Raw genomic sequence first — 19,034 nt, 5'->3', positions numbered from 1 at the left:
CCAGCCGACCGGTGGGCTACTTCTGACCCCGGACTGGTTGCTTTGGGTTGGCCAGCTGACTGGTGGGCTTGTGAGCGCGGTCCGCTTGAACCGGCCGACTGGGCGGGCTTCTTCTAAACCACCGCTGGGCGCGGTTCGCTTGGACCAGCGATGCCGGACCGAACAACGGCCTTGGACAGGCGAAGGCCCCGGGCGGAAGTGCCCGGGGCCTTCGGTTTTGAGGCTGCTTACTTCTTGCCGCCCTTTTTGTAGTCGTCCCAGGACAGCTGCCAGTCGGACAGGCCGTCCCATGACTGGAGCGTCTGGCCGCCGGAGTTTCGGACCTCGAAGATGTCGCCCTTGGCTCCGATCTCCTGCATCCAGCGGGCGTTCTCGGTCGACATGTTGATGCAGCCGTGGCTGACGTTGCTGTTGCCCTGCTGGCGCAATGACCATGGCGCCGAGTGGTAGAAGATTCCGCTGTTGGACAGGCGGCTGGCCACGGCCACCTTCGTGCGGTATCCGCCGGGGGTGTCGGCCGGGACGCCGTACGTGCCGGAGTCCATCGTGTAGTTCAGTTGCTCGGACATCACCGTGTAGATGCCGTTCGGCGTCTCGTGCCGCGGCTTGCCCATCGAGATCGGGATGGTCTTCACGACCTGGTCGTTGACCGACACCGTCATCTGCTTGGTCGCGCCGTCAGCGACCGCGACGACCTTGTTGCCGATGGTGATCGAGCTCTTGCGGTCTTCCTTGCCGAACACGCCTGGGCCCAGCGCCTTGCCGTAGATCGCGGCGTTCACCGTGATCTTCGTACCGGTCTTCCAGTACTCCTTGGGACGCCAATGCACCTCGTTGTCCCGGAACCAGTAGAACGCGCCTTCGGTCGCGGGCTCGGCGGTGATCTTCAGCGCCTTCTCCGCCGCGGCTTTGTCCGCCACGTTGCTGGAGAAGTAGAACGCCAGCGGCTGACCAACACCGACCGTCTGACCGTCCTGCGGGATCATCGAGACGCCGACTTGCCTGCCCGGCTTGACCGTCGTGAACGACGACGTCATGGTCGACGGCTTGCCGTCAGTTCCCGTGCCAGCCGCGTTGACCGTGTACGACTTGCTGTAGCCCAACGCCTCGCTGGACTCCCACTTCGAACCGTCTGGAGCGAGCGCGCCCGCGACGGCCTTACCTTCTTGATTGGTCACGGTGACCGTGTCGAGCTTGCCGTCGGCCGCGGTGACCACGATCGGATCGCCCGGCGCGATATTGCCCGCCTTGTCCGTCGGTGTGATCGTCATCGCGATCGGTTTCGGTTGGGGCGCTGGGGCGTTGTTCGTCGCCTGCCCGCTTGGCGCGGGTGTGCCGGTCGGTTGTTGGGCGTTCGAGTCGCCCGATGAGCAACTCGCGACCGAGAGCACCGCCATGGTTGTGGCAAGCGCCACAATCGATCGTCGCATCAATACCCCGCCCACTACGTCAGCCCCGTCGAATCCGGTACTCAAGCCGTCGCTCCCCATCCCCAGAACGGCTCGAACATGCCAATTGTGCCCTCTAGCTGCGAGAGTCGATCAACTGGGGTCCGATTTCGAGCTCGATCCAGGCCCATGCTAGAGTTTTCCTCGTTCGCAAGGGAGACCTTGCGAGCGCCGCTAGCTCAACTGGCAGAGCAGCTGGCTCTTAACCAGCGGGTTCGGGGTTCGAGTCCCTGGCGGCGCACCCCCAAAGGGCAGGTCAACATCCACGTTGACCTGCCCTTTTTGGTATTCATCGCCACCATGTTCACCGTCCACAATGGACTCCGGGGTGCCCGAGGCGTGCCCGAGAGGTTTCGACCGGGATCGGGGAATGATCAACGCGGTCTTTTCGGCAGCGGCGCGCGCAACCTCAGGCAGCACAGTGGTGTACGTGTCGCTGGTCACCGTGATCGACGAATGTCGAAGCATTTCTTGCACCACCTTCATATCGACCCCGGCGGCCAGCGCCAGGGTGGCCGCACCATGGCGCAGGTCATGCAGCCGGATCGGCGGCAGACCAGCCTGCGCGGCCAGGAACTGAAAAACGTCAGTGACATCAGCCGGATGCAGCGCACTGCCATCCGGCTCGGTGAACATCAACCCACCGGTCTCCACCCAGGCAGCGCCGGCCGCCTCCCGCTCACGAAGCTGGCGGATCCGGTGCGCACGCAGCACCGTGATGAGATCCAGATCCAGCGCGACGACGCCCTCGGACGACGTGGTCTTCGGCCGAGACATCCCGGTCTCCCACCCGTACTGCACGATCTGATTGGTCACATCCAGCGTCCCGGCGTCCAAGTCGGTATCCGGCCACCGGGCCCCACAGGCCTCGCCCCGGCGCAGACCGCGATGGGCGATCAGCAAGAACAACGGATACAACCGGTGGTCAACGACATGATCCAGAAAGTGCCCAGTCTGCGCCGGCGTCCAGATCATCACCGGCGACGGGAGCGTGCCCGTCCTCTGCCACTCTCCGATCCGCGCCTGCGTCCACACCAACGGCTTCGGCCGAACCACCGGCGGCAACTCGACCCACTTCGCCGCATTCACCACCACCAATCCCTCAGGGATCGCGGCGTTCAGCGCAGTACGCAACGTCTCCCGAATCCGCTGCAGGGACGTCGGCCCCACCGGACGCTGCCACTTCACTGTCTCCCGCCGTGCCGGGTCCTTGCTCGCCCTTGACGCCACGATCTCCGTGTTGTGCTCCACGATCGCGTCGAACATGTCGGCGACATGCGCGACCCGCAGCTTGCCCAGCCGCACCGAGCCGATGTACGGGATCAGGTAGAGCCGAACATGGGACTCGTAGCTGCGGTAACCGTTGCGGCTGAGCTTCCGCTTCTTGGTCGGCAACCACTGCGTCAACCACTCCGCGACTGTCGGGTTGTCGGTCACACAGACATTCGCGCGTAGCTTGCGCTGCACTTCCGCCACCGGCGGCAGAGACACCTTCTCCGAAATGGCTGCCGCGATCAGATCACCGATCTTGGCCACGGTGCTCGTGTCGCCGTCTTCGGCCAGAGCAAGCAGAGCACGAGCGTGATCAAGTTCAGCCTGCGCCGTGGTTTCGGACTCGAAGCCGCCCCGGCGTCGCGGACGACGGTTTCCCTCCGCGTCGGGCGGCAGTTCCAGCCGCCAGCCCCACTGGCCGTGCTTGCTCTGCTTGAGTTTCGGGCATGCGCTGCCCAACGGCTTGCCGTTGGCGCCGCGGCAGGAACACCGTCGATAGGTCGAGCCGACAGCCATCAGATCACCACCTCCTCGTCAACTTGCGGGTGTCGCATGTGGCCACTGCCGTGACCCGGAAACCCCATGCTCGCGCTGAAGTGGTGTCTCGGGGAAGCCCGAGCCGTGTCAAATCGGTCCGGAATCTGTTGCTACAAGCCCGAGGAGCCTCAACACCTCCATCGTGGGCACCCGATACGAACCGCCCACCTGATACACCGAACAGGGAAACTTGCCCTGCCGAGCAAGCGCATACGCGGTAGTGCGGCCGACCCCCAGCGCTCGGGCGGCTGTCACCAAATCCACCACAGTCGGCAACTCGGCCGCTTCGGCGAGGGTCATATGCCTCAGGTCGCGTTCCGCGGTCATCGCAGGCTCGCAAGACGGCCGACGGCGATGGCGTGACTGGCGGGGTCGAGGTCGATTCCGATGTAGACGCGACCCAACTGCCGGGCGGCGACTCCGGTCGTTCCAGTACCGGAGAAGGGATCGAGCACCACACCACCGGCCGGCGCGCTGAGTCCGATGCAGCGACGTGCAACCTCCAGCGACCCGGCAGCAATGTGCGCTGTGCGTGTCCGCGGACTCGGTATCACCCACACCGTTCCAGCAGCACCGTGCACTGCAGGTCGCGGTGACGGCCGGTCGCCGCTCTGCTCTGCAGGAGTGAGCTGGAAGATCATCTCGTAGCGCTGACTGAGGCGGTCTTGCACGCTCTCGGGCCGCGCATTGGGTTTGTGCCACACGATCGCGTCTTCGATTAACCACCCGCGGTCGGCCAGGGCGAGCGCCACCCGCCACGGCACCCCAACGAGGTCCTTCGCACGATGCAGGGACTGGGGCGGTCGATGAGACCCATATCGGCAACGAACAGAATCGGAAGCTGACGGTGCTGTGGACCCTGCTGCAACGTAGCCTCCCCATGATCCGCCGAAGCAGTCACCGAGGTTGAGCCACACGGTCCCATCGGAGACAAGAACTCGGCCAAGTTCCTTGAACACATCGCATAGCTGGGCGACGTATTTCTCCACCGTAGATTCGTGACCGTATTGGCCAGCGACCCGGTAATCCCGCAGACCCCAGTACGGCGGCGAGGTCACCACACAATGGACGGACCGGGCAGCCAACCTACGCAGCACCTGCAAAGCGTCACCCACATGCAAAGAAACACTTCGTGACACGCTCATACCGCCCGCACCCCCTCACAGTCCGGATCCCCGCTGACCGCACGATGGGCCATCAGCATGTGGACGGCCAGATCCGAGACCCTCTTTGTCAGGATCGTGTGAGACACCCGGTGTGAGTACCGGGGTTCCTGACCAAGGGCGGGATCGGAGATCCTTGTGTACGTGTCCACTCCCGCTGACGACCAGCCCATCCCGTCGACACCGGCGGGCGATCCCGCGCCGCGTCCGTCCCGGCGGGTGTTCAGCCCGGAGTACAAGCTGGCGATCGTCACCGAGTACGAGAACGCCCCCAACGGCGAGAAAGGCGCGATCCTGCGCCGGGAAGGCCTGTATTCCTCGCACATCATCGAGTGGACACGCGCCCGCGACGCGGCCGCCCTGACCAGCGGCCCGGCGGACCCGTCGACACCGGCGAAACGCTCGAAGAAATCAGCCGAGCAGATCGAGCTGGAGAAACTCCGCCGCCAGAACGAGAAACTGCGATCCGACCTGGCGAAAACCCGGATAGCGCTGGACATCATGGGAAAAGCACACGCGCTCTTGGAAGGACTCTCCGAGAGCGCGGAGAACGACGAGCCGCCGAGGACGTCATGACGGCCGCGTTCACCGAACTACGCGCAGCCGAGGTCTCGGTGCAGCAGTCGTGCGCGCTGACCGGGATCTCCCGCGCGACCTACTACCGGCGCGCCAACCCGCCGCCGGCCAAGCACGGTCCGTGGCTACCGCGCCAACCACCGCCCTCGGCGTTGACCGACACCGAACGCACAGCCGTGCTGGCCTTGCTAACCAGCCCGACCTACGCGGATCTGGCGATCCCACAGGTCTGGGCCCGCGAGCTGGACGAGGGCCGATAGCCGACCACAGGCGGACTCTGGCCGCGACCGCGCTCTCGAGGTCCGGGTCCGGACTCCGACCGTCCGGGAGGGGCAGAGTCCGGATCGTGGTCAGGACCAGGTCGGCCCGGCGGACGAGGCCGACGTCGCGAGCGGCGGTGAGTGATCGGTGCGGACTGGTGTCCAGGACGGACCCGTCCGTCCACGCGCCTGCGTGCTTCGCCGCTGTGAGGTTGGCCCGCGCCACGCGCCACCATTGGGTGTCGGCGGTCATGCCGACCGCGTGCCGCCCGGAGCGCAGGGCTTCGGTCGGCACGGTGCCCGCGCCGCAATCGGGATCCACCACCAGTCCGCCGGACCGGCTGTAGTGCGCGATGGCGTGGGCGGCGACGGCGGGCGGGATCTGCTCCAGGTCGGTGCCCGTGTCGGGTACGTAGCCGCGGTCGCGCAGCTGCGCGGAGCGGTCGCGTTGGCCGGTTGTCCAGACCGACAATCGCACCGACCGACGGCGTGGCGCACCAGGCGCGGGCACCGGGACAGCCCATCGGATGGGGCGACGAGAGTTCCGAGTCATCCGATGTCTCCCCGGCCGGGCACGGCTTGAGAGACAGGTGCGGAGCGACCGAAGACGTACAGATCGGCGTGCGCACGGGCGCCGCGCGCCGGGCTGCCGGCCGGATCGGTGGACGGGTCGACGTTGCCGGAAGCACGCGCTGGGCTGTCGAGTGCGCTGTGCTTGACGGGAATCCGCACAAGGGCGATGTGGTCGAGATACCGAAGGCCGTCCTGCTGCGCGGCGCGTACCAGAGCACCGGTTGAGTCCTGGAGCCAGGGGCCGTTGTGGTCGCTGTGCGTGATCGCGGCAAGGATGCCAGCCGGGGTCAGTAGCCGGCTCCAGGCAGTCACTCGAGTCCGTGCCAGAGTGCGCGACTCGGCGGCGGTGATGATCACATCGAAGAGCCCGTCAGGTCTCTCGCCAGAGTCGCTAATGATCACCGAGGCGTCGATGCGGGTGAATGCGGTGTGGTCCGGATCCGGCTCGGCGAATCCCGGTCCGGACTCGGACCGGTCGGCTGATGAAGGGGTGCCCGGTCGCGGTTCGTCGGGCGGTCGGGTGATCGCGGTTTGGACGCCGCGACCGAGCCGGACTACGGGCCAGGCAGCCTCCAGGAGCCCGGCGTACGGACCGGGTCGCCGAGGCGCGCGGGTGGCGGGCAGACCGGCAATCCCGCGAGATGCGACGAGTGGCGACGGGGCGAGCAGCAGGACACGGTCGCCGGGCGTCGAGTAGGTGGTGATGATCTTGATCACTGCAGTGAGCAGCCAATCGGCAAGCAAGCCAGTGCCGACGAGGTGGGTGTCCTGCGCGCAGGGCCAGACGGTGCTGAAGCGAACCGGGCTCGGGTGCCGTGCGGCTCGTCGCTGCAGGCTTCCGCGATTCCGGGCACGACGACTATTCGTCGCAGAAACGGGTTGCGTACGAGACACTGAAGCAACTGCAGAGTTCTCGTCGCCCGACTGGTGGTGTGTGAGCCTTCGCATCAAAGGGTCCTTCGTAGGGTGAGGTCGTTACGCTTGACACCCCTAACCCAGGTGTTTCATGTGATCCCGGGATGATCTTGTGTTGAGTCTGGTTGATCTCGCGGCGAGCGATTCGAGAGATAGGCGCGAGCATGCCGCCGACCTGCTGTCGTGTCGGCCGCTCCGGGGTCTTTCGGGTCGTCGGGACAGGGTGGACGGGTCAGGTGAACGCGGCACGGATCCTCAACCACGCCTCGGCGATGGCATCGGCGTATTTCCAGGTCCGGTCGATACGGAGGCGGACCTGCCGGGCGCTGCGGGTGATGCGGGCGGCCACGTGCAACACCAGATTGCGGAAGGTGGCGATCTCGGCATGCGCCAACTCCGGTGTGCCGGTGAACCCGAGCAGTTTGGCCCAGCACACCAGATCCGTGGCTGCCAGCAGGGTTTCCAGCCAGGCGACGTTCTCATCCCACCCCCGGCAGGGAAGGTTACGCAGCCCGGCGGCTTTGCCTTCCCGGATGCGGTCTTCGACCCGGGCGTGCTGGCGGTGGTCAAGCTCCAGCCCGGCGTTCTGACCGGGGATCACCCGCTCGGGAATGTCGGTGATGAACGCGGTGATCCGGTGCCCGTCGACGTCGGTGAACCGCAACTGCGCACCGGGATGGGGACGTTCGGCGCGCAGCAGCACCCGGGAGCCTTCCGGCCAGGCTGTCAGGTCCAGCAGGCCGGTGACCTCGGCGACCCAGGCGCCGTCCCGGATCCCGCCATCCGACTCGATCGCGGATTGCCAGCACTGGTCGGGCACCTCATCCACGATGGCCTGGATGCGGGCGTCCACGGGGAACCCGAAGGAGAACCACACCCCACGATCCCGGCACGCCGTCGCGAAGGCGTGGGTGGCGCCGGCGGAGTCCGAGCGGGCCACCACCCGCACCGTGTCCGGGTCACCCGGCCGAGGCCGGGCGTGCTCGGGCAGGGCGGCCAACGCCTGCTCCAGCACGGTGACATGATCGGCGGCGGTGTTGCTGCCCGCGTTGCCCGGACGCAGCAACCCGGCCAGGGCCTCGCCGCCGGAGACCTCCGGGCGGTCCAGAAACGCCAGCAACGGGTGAAACCCGAACGTGCGTTTCCAGGTTTTCGCCGCGTTTTGCTTGGTCTCCGCGTGCGAGATCGTGACTGTGGCGTCGAAATCGATCCGCAGCAGCTGTGTCAGGTCCGGGGTGGCGCCGGCGGCCCAGGCCCGTTCCCGTGCCGCTGCCCGCGCGGCACGCACCCTGGACAGATGGGCCGGGTCAACGCGGTCCAGCATCCGCCAGGTGGTCGGCATCGACGCGACCGGCCCGCATACCTCGTGCCGGTCGCCGAACACCTCGATGTGGGAGACACAGTCGCCGCCATCTGCGATCGCGACCGCCAGGTCGGTGAACACCCGGCCTGGCGCGTGCTGCCACCGTCCGGCATAGGTGTCGGCCAGCGCAGTGCTGATCCCGCTCACCAGCCCGGTATCCCAGGCCAGTTCCCGCAGCATTCCGACCCCGGCATGCGACACGACACCCGTACCGTCCGCGCTGACCTTGACCCGGCGGGACCGTTCGATACGCTTCATCCGCGAAGTGCCTTCCCGTTCGAGAACCTGGACCCTAGACAAGTCCCAGTTTCCCTTACAGGGCAGGCACTTCGTTCTATCTACGGCTCGTGTCGCGGCTATCCGCGTGAAACACCTGGGCTAGGGCTCGCGCCCCGTAGGCGATCCCGAATTCCTCTTGCGCTGGACGTATCGAGCGTGACGTAGGCGGCCTGTCCGTTCCCTTGAGTGAGCTCGTTGCTCACCGTCCACCAGCCGGAAGGGTTGGGGCGAAGCAAAGGGGATTCGCCTGATACTGGTGGCTCCGCTCCGGGCGTTGTATGTCAGAGGATGCACATTTCCATCCCTGGGAACTGGGCTTCAAACAATCCGGTCTTCGCCATATCACACGGGCCTTGCGCGGCAGCACCATCAACGCCTTCACAACGCTCCACGCTTTCCCGCCATGCTGTTGTCCCCTCGCGGTTTCCCGTCCAGGTAAGGCGGGTGACCCAGAGGCTTCCTCCTTCCGAACCTCTACCCTCTGCGAGAGTGATCCAACGCCGAGTTAGACGGCGCAACTTCCCCGTGTGCACGGGCTTTCCCCGGCTCGGAGTACTACGGCGGCTCCGCCCCTCCACGGTCTGATCGGCAGACGGTGTGCCCAGCCCAAATCGCCCACGCTGGTGGCCCGGGCGACGGGCAAAACCGGGGAGGTTCCCGTGTTCACTGACTGATCGATCGTCGGAGTAGGCACCCGGCTATACCCCCGCGGCCTCGCCACGGCTACGCCGCAGACTTTCACCGTGGCCTTCTAAATGGTCTGGAAACCACCATCCAGAAGTTGCCCGCCCTGGCACAAGACGAGCACGCACCGCAACCAGCCCAGATCCGCCAGGTTCGAGCTGATGTCACCTTAGATCAACTAGGCCCCTTGAACTTCGACATTTGAATCAAGTTTTTCGGCGGCATAGCGTCGAGTGTGCCCGCTCCATATCTACAGACTCGTTGTCTGACCAGCCACTTTGGAGTGGCACGGCCGGTCATCACGGATGATCGGACTTCGGCGCAGCGGGTGGTGGCGGTCTGCCGATCATGACCGCAGGTCCTTGCGTGAGCTTGGCCAAAATCAAGCTGGTCGCGGAAGCCCAGCTCAGCCACCTACCTCGGCGGTCCGAGGCGACGCCTCACTACAACTCCTAACAGAGTTGCAGGTTGGCCAGTCGGCGGAAGCAGATGACGGCGCACCCCAGGCGCAGGAACGCCTCGTGGATGTCGTCGCGGATTTCCCAGCGGATGCGTAGTCGTCGGAACCAGTGCAACAGCGCGAACGTCTGCTCTACGACCCACCGATACTTGCCCAGCCCGGAGCCGTGCGCGGTGCCCCGACGAGCGATGATCGGCGTGATATCGAGCGCCTGGACCTGCTTGCGGTACTTATCGTGGTCATAGGCACGGTCGGCGAACACCGTGTCCGGTCGTCGCCGCGGCCGACCACGGCGACCCCGTACCGGCGGGAGGGCCTGGATCAGGGGCATGAGTTGGGTGACGTCGTTGCGGTTGCCACCGGTCAGCGACACCTGCAGCGGGATACCGTGCCCTTCAGTGATCAGGTGATGTTTCGAGCCGGTTCGGGCACGATCGACCGGACTCGGTCCAGTTTTGGGCCGCCCTTCATCGCCCGCACATGCGAGCCGTCGATCACCGCCCTCGACCAGTCCAGCTGACCAGCGGCGTTCAACTCGGCCAACAGCGACTCGTGCAGCCGCTGCCAGACCCCGGCCTCGTTCCAGTCACGAAGCCGCCGCCAGCAGGTCATACCCGACCCGAACCCCAGCTCCTGAGGCAGAAACTCCCACGGAATCCCGGTGTAGAGCACGAACAGAATGCCGCACAACGCCTTGCGGTCATCCAGCCGAGGCCGACCAGGACGGTCCCTGCGCCGGGGCACAACCACCGGCAACAACGGCTCCACCCGTGCCCACAACTCGTCAGACACGATCCACGGCGGCTGCTGTCCCCTCCTCACGAACATGATCAACAACCACGATGCTCAACCTATTCCAAGATCAATATTGTTACGACCTATAAAGGGATAAGAAGTGTAGAGTGATCACCTCCAAAGCCACCACGTCCACGGCAGCATGCAGCAGATCGGCGATCCTCGAGTCTCGGCGACGATGCTCGTGACCGGCTCCAAGGCCGATTCGCCATCACAACCTCCGATCACAACCGGTGTTGCGACGACCCCATGAACTCGCGTGGTCTTCACGGCAAAAGCCCGCGGAGCAGCGTCCGGATTAGACGGTCCAACCTGGATGATCGGGTTGGACCGGTTGCGACGCCCGGCGTGTCAGCGAGCCGGGCTCGCCTCGATCAGGCTGCTGAATGACTGCGTGGGCAGGATCTGGGTCAGGTTGAAGCCCGCCGCGTTGAGGACGGTCTCGAACTCCTCCTTGGTTCGTTCCTGACCGCCGTTGAGGATGAGCATTTCCATGTCGATAAGCTTGCTGTGCGACGGCTCGTTTCCGGGCGGGATGACGGTGTCGATGATGAGCAGGGTCGCGTCGTCGGCCATTGCCTTGCGGACCGTGCTGAGGATCTCCACGCACTTGTCGTCGCTCCAGTCGTGAATGACCCACTTGAGGGTGTAAAGGTCACCCCCGCTGGGCACGGACTGGAAGAAGTCTCCGCCCACGGCTTGGCAGCGGTCGGCCACGCCGGCGGCCGCAATGCGGTCGTGGGCTCGGGCGACAACATGAGGCTGGTCGAAGAGGATGCCACTGGCTCCTGGGTTAGCGGCCAAGATCGCGCTCACCAGCGCGCCCTCACCGCCACCGACGTCGACCACCGTCTTGTATGGGCCGAAGTCGTACGCGGCGAGCGCGTCGGCGATCATCATCTCGGACATCCCGGACATCGCCTCGCCGAGAATATCGCTGGCGTCCGGGTTGTCGCGGTACCACTGCCAGACCGGGACGCCCATCGCCTTCTCGAAGGCTGGCTCGCCGGTCTGGATGGTGTGTATGTGCTGGCTCCACGCCTGATAGTGGTTACCGAGCTGGAGCCGGACGTAGGGCCGTAGCGAGCCAGGGATGTCCGAACGCAGCGCATTGGCCAGCGGTGTGGTACGGAACGTCCGTGGTGCGGACTCCTCGAATACCCCTGAGGCGGCAAGCAACCGGAGCAGCCGATAGAGCGTCTGCTCGTGCGTCCCTGTGGCGACAGCCAGTTCGGTCACCAGCCGCGGACCGGCCGCGAGGTAGTCGGCGAGGCCCAGTTCCGCGGCCGCGTGGATGGACATCGCCAACCAGAACCCACTGAGCAAGTCGAACATCTCGGCGCGGGCAACGGGTAGGTCCTGAGTGGTCACAACTTCTCCAAAATGCGAGTGGGTAAGTTTAGAGGTCGGGAAGGGGCGTACCGCAACGCTTGTCGAGGTCAATCACGCGTCACCAAGCGCCCGGTCCAGCTCAGCGCGCAGGACCGTCTGGAGGACGTCGACATGTTGAGGCCCCATGAGCGTGTAGTGCTCGCCCGGCACCTCGACATAGCGGTTCGGTTCGCGGGTGTGCTCGTCCCAGCGCCGCAATTCGTTGTCCAGCCAGTCCTGTTTGGGCCCGTGCAAGGGGTGTGCGTAGAAGACCGTGATCGACTTCACCGTGCCGGTGGGCTGATACGTCGCGCCCAGCGCGGTCAGGCCGGCCGCCAACTCGGCCCATGCGGTGAACCGCGACAGGTCCAGATCGAGCTCCGCCGCCCGGCCGGGAGGGGCGAGTTCGAAGAGGGCGGCGAGCTGATGGGCACGCGGCAGCGGCCTCAGCCGGACGTGCAAGTCCTCGGCTTGTTGCTTGGTGATCAGTTCGAGGAACATCGCCAGATTGACCGCGGTCCCCACGAAGTCCAGCTCGACCATGCGATACTTGATGTGCGGCGGCAGGTTGAAGCTGCCGAGGAAGTCCACTCGCTCGCCCGCCGCCTCCAACAGCTTGGCGATCTCGAAGGCCACCGCGGCGCCGAAGGAGTAGCCCGCGATCGCGTAGGGCCCGTGTGGCTGGACCTTGCGGATCGCGTCGACATAGGTGTGGACCATCTCCTCGAAGCTGCCGAACGGCCGCTCACCCGGGTTGAAGCCGCGGGCTCGCAGTGCGTAGAAGGGCCGTTCGTGGATCAAGTACTTGGCAAGGTTGACGAAGACCAAGACCTCGCCGACGCCGGGATGCACACAGAATAACGGGATCTTCTTCCCGATGGTCTGCAACGCCACCACCGGGTCGTACGCGGCGTCGCCGGTCGGCCCCGGCCGGTTGTCCAGCAGCCGGGCCAGCTCTCGGACGCTGGGCGCCCGCAGGATCGACAACACCGGCAGGTTGGTACCGAACCGGTCGGCAACCGACCGCTTCAACCGAAGCGTGTCCAGCGAGCTGCCACCGAGGTCGAAGAAACCGGCGGTGGCGCTGATGCCGTTTGGGCCGACGGCGAAGAGGTCGGCGTAGAGCTCCGTCAGCGCCGCCTCGGTCTCGCCCTCTGGTGCGACGTACCCCCCGAGTTGGCGGTTGATGAGCGCGTCGATCTCCGCCTGCCGGACCGCATATTCTCCCGCCTCGGCTCGCTGTCGCATCGTGGCTCGCTGGATTTTGCCGAGGCTGGTCTTGGGGAATGCGTCCTTCGGCAATGGCAACAGCGCACTGGGCTGGAATCCCCAGTGCAGCGCCACCCGGCTGCGGACCGCGTTGAGCAAGCGGTGAAGCGTGGCCTCGTCGTCGTCCGGCACGGTGGTGGCGAATGCCAAAGCGAGGTGCTCGGTGTCGCTTCCGTCGGGCCGAATCGGGAAAGCCGCGACGTAGGACCGTTCGATCCCGTCCAGCTCGGTGAGCACTGCCTCCAGATCGTGGCTGTAGTAGTTGACACCGTTGACGATGATGCTGTCCTTACTCCTGCCGACAAGGGTGAGCCGGCCGTCGCGGAGTACGCCGAGATCACCGGTACGTAGCCAGCCGTCAGGTGTGCGGGCGTCCGCCGTAGCGGCGGCGTTCTTGTGGTAGCCGTCGGTCACCATAGACCCGTACAACTGGAGTTCGCCCGCCTGCCCGTCTAGAACCAAGGTCCCAGTGCCGTCGACCACTCGGATGCGCAAGCCCGGCACCGGGGTTCCGACCGAGGCGAACTCCGCGCCCTTGTCGGCATCAGGGAAGTCGCGGTTGTAAATGCTGCCGGCGCAGGTCTCGGTCATGCCGAAGGCCGGCCACAGCGCGGACCGTGCCAGGCCGTGCGGCGCGAGCAGGTCGAGGAAGGTCACACCGGTGGCCACCGGGTTCGCCTCGCCGCCGGAGATGATCCGCCGCAAGCACGACAGATCCATCTGGGAAACCGGTTCGTGGCCGAGCGCCTTGTTGATCAGCCCCAGCAGGAAGTTGGGGGTGAAGGTCATGGTGACCCGGTACGCGTCGATGATCCGCAGGAAACGGACGGGGTCGTCCAGGATCACGTCGGGTTGAACGTGCAGCTGTGTGGAACCGGTGGCCAGCGGCAGCAAATGCGCCTCGATCAAGGCGGCGACGTGGTCGTAGGACACCCAGTTGAACGTGATGTCGGCGGCTGATGCGCCCTGTGTCTTGATTTTGGCGCGCATGGACGCCACCAGGTTGCCTTGGGACAGCCGGACGGCCTTCGGCTTGCCCGTTGAGCCGGAGGTGAGTACCAGCAGGGCGAGATCCTCCGGCCGCGCCGGGTGGACGGCCACCTGTTCCGAGTCGAGGGCCTCCGCGCCGCGAGCGAGCTCTTCGAGGACGGCCACGGCCAAGCCGCCAACCGGCGGCAGCTCGGCCTGCAGTGCCCGCGTGGTCACCACAAGCGGTCCGTCCAGCAGATTGTTCACCTGGTCTAGTTGCGCTGCCCAGCGCTGCGTGTCGCCCCGCAGCGGCACCAGCGGGCATACCACCAGCCCGCCCAGGAGACACGCCCACAATGTTGGCAGGAAGTCCTCGGGCCTCTCCAGCAGCAACCCCACCACCTTGCCCGGCCGAACACCTTCCGCCCGCAACCGAGCCAGCAGCCGCAGGGACATGGCTAGCAGCTCTGGGTATGAAAGATCGAGCGCGTCCGCCGGGGACTCCACGGCTGCGGCAGTCAAACACCGGACTCCGTGGCTCGGGTGTGCGCGTGCCGCACTTGTGAGTAACTGCCCCACGTTGGCGATCTCGCCCCAGTCGGCACGCACTGACAGTGCGGACAACGGATCGATGGTAGTCATGAGCGGTTCCTAGGCAGCTCGATCACGGTGACTAGAGTTAACGTTAATTACGATTAAACGTGACGGTCACTCGCACAGAACCTCGAACGCCCTGACAACTTATTGCCAATCACCGGAGCATGTGGACTGTCCATAATCGACTGTCAGTCGTGTGATCATGAGGATTGTCGGTTTGTTTTACTGTGTAACAGCGACAATGGGCGGTCCGGGTGCCAGGGTAGGAGTCTCCGCAGGGGAGCGACATCCGATTAGGTCATTTGTTACGGAACAACCTTTAGTGACAGTGGACAGAAGCGAGATCAAGAAGCAAACGTGCCGATCTGTACAGCAAAGCGGTCGCTGCGATCCAACAACAGAACCCGATCGTCTACACGTACCGGCTGCGCAACCTGACCGTGGTGATGTCCGACCTGAAGGTGGCGGAAACCGGTCCGGGGCCGGGAGATTCTCACTTCCCCGGAGCATGAGTACACCAAGCGGCTCGTGGGCGCCGCGCCTTCGCTCAAGACTTCCCCGACGCGGGAACGTTACGCGGCGGAGCCTGTGTTGGCGGGTGGTCCATTTGGGATCCTGACCAGGATGATCTGCGCGCCTACAAGCGGGCTCGGCGGCGGACGAAGGGCTTCACGGTGTCCGCGCGTCAACATGGAACAGGTTCATCGCGGCGCTGGACACGTGGGTCAAGTGGCCGATGCACGAGGAGCTGATCGAGGCCCAGCCGTTCCGCATGGTGGAGAAGACGGTGCTGACACCGCGCGGGTGCAGTTCAACGCCGAGCGTGAGGTCGAGGACGGGACCGGGCCGTTGCGGTTCCTTGCCTACGAGGACTACCCGGTGTGGCGGGACGTGGTTGCGGGGGCAGGGGTTCGTCAAAGTCGGTTTGTGCTGGTGGATGCGGGGATTCCGAGCAGGGCGAGTGGCCGGGTGATGTCGCGGGGCATGGCGCGTAGGGCTTGGGCGATGTTGGTGACGCCGGTGATGCGGTGGGCGATGATGGCGAGGTTGCGCAGGCTGGCCGTGGCGCGGGGTGTGGTGCCGGTGCGTAGCCGGGAGTGGTCTTCGCGGTAGGTGACATCGCGGACCCAGTGCAGCCGGTTTTCGATGTGCCAATGGCCGCGTAGCAGTTCAGCGATCTGGGCCGCGGTGGCGTGGTAGGTGGCCAGGCTGGTCAGCCCGACCCAGGTCTCGGTCTGGGTCCGGCTGCCGTGGCGGGGTGTGCGGGTACGGGTGATCCGGAAAACCTGTGCCGCTTCGGGAAACGCGACGCCGTGGGGCGTGGTCAGGACCTGGATGGTGCGCTACTCGATCCGGCCGTGCCCCGTTTCTGTGGCGGTGCGGATGCTGGCATTCGTCCAGGACAATCCAGTCAGGACAGTGTGCAGTCGATGCTGATTGCGTTTGACCGTGAACAGGTAATGCCCGCCACGATCGGTGAGATACCGAGCGTTGTCGCGGGTGGTGTGCAGGGCGTCCGCGGTGACCGCCACACCGTGGAGATCAAACTGGTCGAGCACCGCGCCAAAGTACGCGAGTTCGCTCTGCCCAGGTGGCACGGGGCGTTGGTCGACTACTACTAGTAGCGTGTCGCTGCTTAGTTGTGGTGCGTGTGGCTGGAATGCTGTCGTCCGACAGGTCTTTCTCCTGCCGGACAAGGATGGTTGTCGTGCGATCAGAGATGAAGCGGCCGGTCACATTGACCGCGCGGGATCGTGAAGAGCTGCTTCGGCTGACCGTCACGGGTGTGCATCCGGCGTCGGCGATCAGGCGGGCTCGGGTGTTGCTCGCGCTGGACACCTCGGTGGGCGAGGTGGACCCGAAAGAGGTGATCGCGGCGCGGCTCGGGGTCTCGGGTGAGATGCTGCGGCTTGTCGCCAAGCGGTTCGCCGAGACCGATGGCGATGTCCATGCCACGATCTCACGCAAGAAGCGCGATCTTCCGCCGGTGCCGTCCCCAGTGACCGGCGAGGTCGAGGCCCGGCTGATCGCCCTGGCGTGCTCACAGCCACCGGCCGGGCATGCCCGATGGTCGTTGCGGCTGCTGGAAAAACACGTCGAACTCACCGAGGACATCCCGAACCTGGACCACTCGACCATCGGCCGGGTCCTAAAAAAACGGAACTGCGTCCTCATCTGAGGAAGTGCTGGAACATCCCGCCCCGCGCGAACGCGGAGTTCGCCGCCCGCATGGAGGACGTGCTGGCGGTCTACGCCCGGCCACACGACCCCGCCCGCCCGGTCGTGTGCATGGACGAGAAACCCTTCCAGCTACTCGGCCACGTCCGCGACCCGCTGCCGGCCCGGCCGGGCCGCAATGCCTGCCAAGACAGCGAATACATCCGGTGCGGCACCTGCTCGATCTTCGTGTGGACCGAGCCCCTGCAAGGGTGGCGCCGTGTCCACGCCCTGGCCCAGCGCACCAAGATCGACTGGGCCGGGCAGGTCAAACAACTCCTGACCGTGGACTACCCCGACACCGAGACCGTGGTGCTGGTCATGGACAACCTCAACACCCACGGCATCGCCTCGCTCTACGAGGCCTTCGCACCCGACGAGGCCTTCTCTCTCGCCCAGCGCCTGGAGATCCACCACACCCCCAAACACGGGTCCTGGCTCAACATCGCCGAGATCGAGTTGTCCGCACTATCCCGGCAATGCCTCGACCGCCGCATCAGCGACCTCGCCACCCTCAACACCGAACTCGCCGCCTGGCAACACGCCATCAACACCGAGCAACGCCAAGTCCACTGGCAGTTCACCACCGACGACGCACGCGTCAAACTCCGCCATCTATACCCCAAGAGTTAGCCGCGACGATCTACTAGTGGTTTGACCGGAATGGTTCGCCGGGGTGTCGCTCGGCGGTGACCCGCTGCAGCCGGGTCGATAGGGGACATCGTCGAGCTGGATGCGTGGAGGTGTTGGTGGCTGAACCGGTGAAAGTGCGCAGGCTGACCGATCAGGAAGGCCAGCGGCTGCAACGGATCGTGCGTCGGGGCAGCACGAACTCGGTGCGTTATCGGCGGGCGATGATGATTTTGGCCTCGGCCGATGGCAACCGCGTGCCGGTGATCGCACAACTGGTTGCGGCGGACGAGGACACCGCCCGGGAGGTGCTCCACCGGTTCAACGAGATCGGCCTGGCCTGCCTGGACCCTCAGTGGGCGGGAGGCCGTCCCCGCCTGCTGAGTCCTGACCAGGAAGACCTCGTCGTGGCGACGGCCACCACCCGCCCGACGAAACTCGACCAGCCCTTCACCCGCTGGTCGATCCGCAAACTCGCCGCCTACCTGCGCACCACCGCCGGCGGGGCGATCCGGATCGGCCGTGAGGCATTGCGGTGTCTGCTGGCCCGCCGCAGTATCACCTTCCAGCGCACCAAGACCTGGAAGGAATCCACTGATCCCGACCGTGACGCCAAACTCGACCGCGTCGAGCACGTCATCGACAATTTCCCGGATCGCACGTTCGCGTTCGACGAGTTCGGCCCGTTGGGGAAACGTCCGAATCGTGTCGGCGAAGGGCCAGTCTTGGGGGATTTTGAGGGTGAGTCAACGGCCGGTGCGGATCAGCCGTGCGGCGACGCCGAAGATGTGTAGCCGCAGGCGTTTGGGTTCGGCGATGCGGTGCTGGCCGGTCAGAGCGAGGCGTTGGGTCCAAGCGATCAGGTCGGCGGCAGGGCACAGATCTCCAGCCAGACCTTGTTCTGGGCGGTGTCGTGGAACGGGAGGTTGCGCAGGCCGGTGTCTTTCGCGGCGCGGATGCCGTCTTCGACCCGGGCGTGGCGGCGGTGGCGCAGTTCCAGATCGGCCAGTTGCCGGTAGGGGCCGCCGGGGGCGGTGTTGGTCAGGAATCCGGTGATCCGGTTGCCGTCGATGTCGGTGAACCGCAGTTGGGCGCCGGGGTGCGGGCCTCTTTGCACAGGATCAGCCGGGTCCTCTAGGGCCAGGCCAACAGGTCGGCCAGGGCGGCGGCCTCGGCCACCCAGGCCCCGTCGCGGGCGTTGCGCTCGGCGTTATAGGCCGGTGTCCATGTCTTTTTCCGAATGGTGCGCAGGATATAGTCCATATCGAAGTGGCTGAGATTGGCGCCGACGGAGAATTCCATCCCGTGCTGGGCGATGTGGTGGGTGAAGGCGTGGGTGGTGCCGGCCGCGTCGCTGCGCACCAGGACCTTCACCCGCCCTGATCGTCAGGTTTCCGCAGGCCGGTAGGGAGCTGGGCGAGGGCGTCGTCCAGCACGGCGAAATGGTCGGCGGCGGTGTTCGACCCGGCGTTCCCGCGGCGCAACAGGCCCGAGACCGGTTCCCCGGTGCCGCCCGCGCCGTGATCGCAGAACACCAGCAACGGGTGGTGCCCGAAGGTTTTCTTCCAGGTTTTCGCCGCTTCTTGTTTCTCGGAGTGGGCGGTGATCAGGGTGGCGTCCGGTCCAGCACGACCATCCGTGCTGGGTCGTTGGCCC

Annotated in this window: 14 protein-coding genes, 1 tRNA gene and 3 pseudogenes; 6 read left to right on the top strand and 12 right to left on the bottom strand. The window is 65.6% G+C overall.

All coding sequences use genetic code 11. The features are described 5' to 3' along the window. Positions 1-227: 227 nt before the first annotated feature. Complete coding sequence (locus LWC34_RS30510; protein ID WP_233728511.1) at positions 228-1,475, bottom strand: L,D-transpeptidase; 1,248 nt, start codon at positions 1,473-1,475, stop codon at positions 228-230. 141 nt (positions 1,476-1,616) lie between these two features. Here LWC34_RS30510 and LWC34_RS30505 point away from each other — a divergent pair. Next, positions 1,617-1,689: transfer RNA gene (locus LWC34_RS30505), tRNA-Lys, on the top strand. A gap of 188 nt (positions 1,690-1,877) precedes the next feature. Here LWC34_RS30505 and LWC34_RS58985 read toward each other — a convergent pair. From LWC34_RS58985 to LWC34_RS30490, 3 genes and pseudogenes are all read right to left on the bottom strand, one after another. Continuing rightward, positions 1,878-3,236: pseudogene (locus LWC34_RS58985) on the bottom strand (tyrosine-type recombinase/integrase); the annotation flags it as partial. A 108-nt stretch (positions 3,237-3,344) separates the two neighbouring features. After that, complete coding sequence (locus tag LWC34_RS30495; protein ID WP_233728935.1) at positions 3,345-3,557, bottom strand: helix-turn-helix domain-containing protein; 213 nt, start codon at positions 3,555-3,557, stop codon at positions 3,345-3,347. Positions 3,558-3,580: 23 nt separating this feature from the next. Continuing rightward, positions 3,581-4,402 carry a DNA-methyltransferase gene (locus LWC34_RS30490; protein WP_233728459.1) on the bottom strand — a complete coding sequence of 274 codons (822 nt, stop codon included), beginning with the start codon at positions 4,400-4,402 and terminating at the stop codon, positions 3,581-3,583. Positions 4,403-4,564: 162 nt separating this feature from the next. On the opposite strand from LWC34_RS30490, the gene LWC34_RS30485 reads away from it, so the two are divergent. Both LWC34_RS30485 and LWC34_RS30480 read left to right on the top strand, forming a co-directional pair. Next, positions 4,565-4,996, top strand: a complete 432-nt coding sequence (locus tag LWC34_RS30485) for a hypothetical protein (RefSeq protein ID WP_233723013.1) — start codon at positions 4,565-4,567, stop codon at positions 4,994-4,996. Further along, positions 4,993-5,256, top strand: coding sequence for a hypothetical protein (locus LWC34_RS30480; protein WP_233728509.1), 264 nt, complete (start codon positions 4,993-4,995; stop codon positions 5,254-5,256). The genes LWC34_RS30485 and LWC34_RS30480 overlap by 4 nt, the downstream gene beginning before the upstream one ends. A gap of 549 nt (positions 5,257-5,805) precedes the next feature. Here the strand turns inward: LWC34_RS30480 and LWC34_RS30475 are convergent. From LWC34_RS30475 to LWC34_RS58975, 7 genes and pseudogenes are all read right to left on the bottom strand, one after another. Further along, a complete protein-coding gene (locus tag LWC34_RS30475) occupies positions 5,806-6,723 on the bottom strand; it encodes a hypothetical protein (protein ID WP_233728508.1) in 918 nt (305 codons plus the stop codon). Between the two features lie 253 nt (positions 6,724-6,976). Beyond that, positions 6,977-8,365 (bottom strand): IS1380 family transposase, encoded by a 1,389-nt coding sequence (locus LWC34_RS30470; protein ID WP_233723285.1) that lies wholly within the window; start codon positions 8,363-8,365, stop codon positions 6,977-6,979. A gap of 1,157 nt (positions 8,366-9,522) precedes the next feature. Next, a protein-coding gene (locus LWC34_RS30465) for an IS5 family transposase (protein ID WP_233728507.1) occupies positions 9,523-10,358 on the bottom strand; the annotation gives its coding sequence in 2 pieces (ribosomal slippage) (positions 9,523-9,989 and positions 9,989-10,358; 837 coding nt in all). Between the two features lie 318 nt (positions 10,359-10,676). Continuing rightward, the gene (locus tag LWC34_RS30460; protein ID WP_233728506.1) at positions 10,677-11,696 is read right to left on the bottom strand and encodes a methyltransferase; all 1,020 of its coding nucleotides are present in this window, start codon (positions 11,694-11,696) and stop codon (positions 10,677-10,679) included. 72 nt (positions 11,697-11,768) lie between these two features. Next, on the bottom strand, positions 11,769-14,576 hold the full coding sequence (locus tag LWC34_RS30455; RefSeq protein WP_233728505.1) for a non-ribosomal peptide synthetase: 2,808 nt from the start codon (positions 14,574-14,576) through the stop codon (positions 11,769-11,771). A gap of 624 nt (positions 14,577-15,200) precedes the next feature. Next, complete coding sequence (locus LWC34_RS58980; protein ID WP_372496649.1) at positions 15,201-15,449, bottom strand: hypothetical protein; 249 nt, start codon at positions 15,447-15,449, stop codon at positions 15,201-15,203. Continuing rightward, a pseudogene (locus tag LWC34_RS58975) lies at positions 15,446-16,129 on the bottom strand (ISAs1 family transposase). The gene LWC34_RS58980 and the pseudogene LWC34_RS58975 overlap by 4 nt, the downstream one beginning before the upstream one ends. A 110-nt stretch (positions 16,130-16,239) precedes the next feature. Here LWC34_RS58975 and LWC34_RS30435 point away from each other — a divergent pair. The 3 genes from LWC34_RS30435 to LWC34_RS30425 are packed head-to-tail and all read left to right on the top strand — an operon-like array spanning position 16,240 to position 18,172. Continuing rightward, complete coding sequence (locus tag LWC34_RS30435; protein WP_443667757.1) at positions 16,240-16,710, top strand: helix-turn-helix domain-containing protein; 471 nt, start codon at positions 16,240-16,242, stop codon at positions 16,708-16,710. Next, positions 16,599-17,381 carry an IS630 family transposase gene (locus LWC34_RS30430; RefSeq protein ID WP_233728501.1) on the top strand — a complete coding sequence of 261 codons (783 nt, stop codon included), beginning with the start codon at positions 16,599-16,601 and terminating at the stop codon, positions 17,379-17,381. The genes LWC34_RS30435 and LWC34_RS30430 overlap by 112 nt, the downstream gene beginning before the upstream one ends. A 56-nt stretch (positions 17,382-17,437) precedes the next feature. Then, a complete protein-coding gene (locus LWC34_RS30425) occupies positions 17,438-18,172 on the top strand; it encodes a helix-turn-helix domain-containing protein (protein WP_372496648.1) in 735 nt (244 codons plus the stop codon). On the opposite strand, the pseudogene LWC34_RS30420 reads toward LWC34_RS30425, so the two are convergent. After that, positions 18,128-18,997, bottom strand: a pseudogene (locus tag LWC34_RS30420) (IS1380 family transposase); the annotation flags it as partial. The gene LWC34_RS30425 and the pseudogene LWC34_RS30420 overlap by 45 nt on opposite strands. Positions 18,998-19,034: the final 37 nt, after the last annotated feature.

It is taken from the genome of Kibdelosporangium philippinense, assembly GCF_021390435.2.
In the GTDB taxonomy this organism is placed as follows: domain Bacteria; phylum Actinomycetota; class Actinomycetes; order Mycobacteriales; family Pseudonocardiaceae; genus Kibdelosporangium; species Kibdelosporangium philippinense.
The sequence above is the reverse complement of the archived record's forward strand: the minus strand, read 5'-3'. Positions and strand labels throughout refer to the sequence as shown.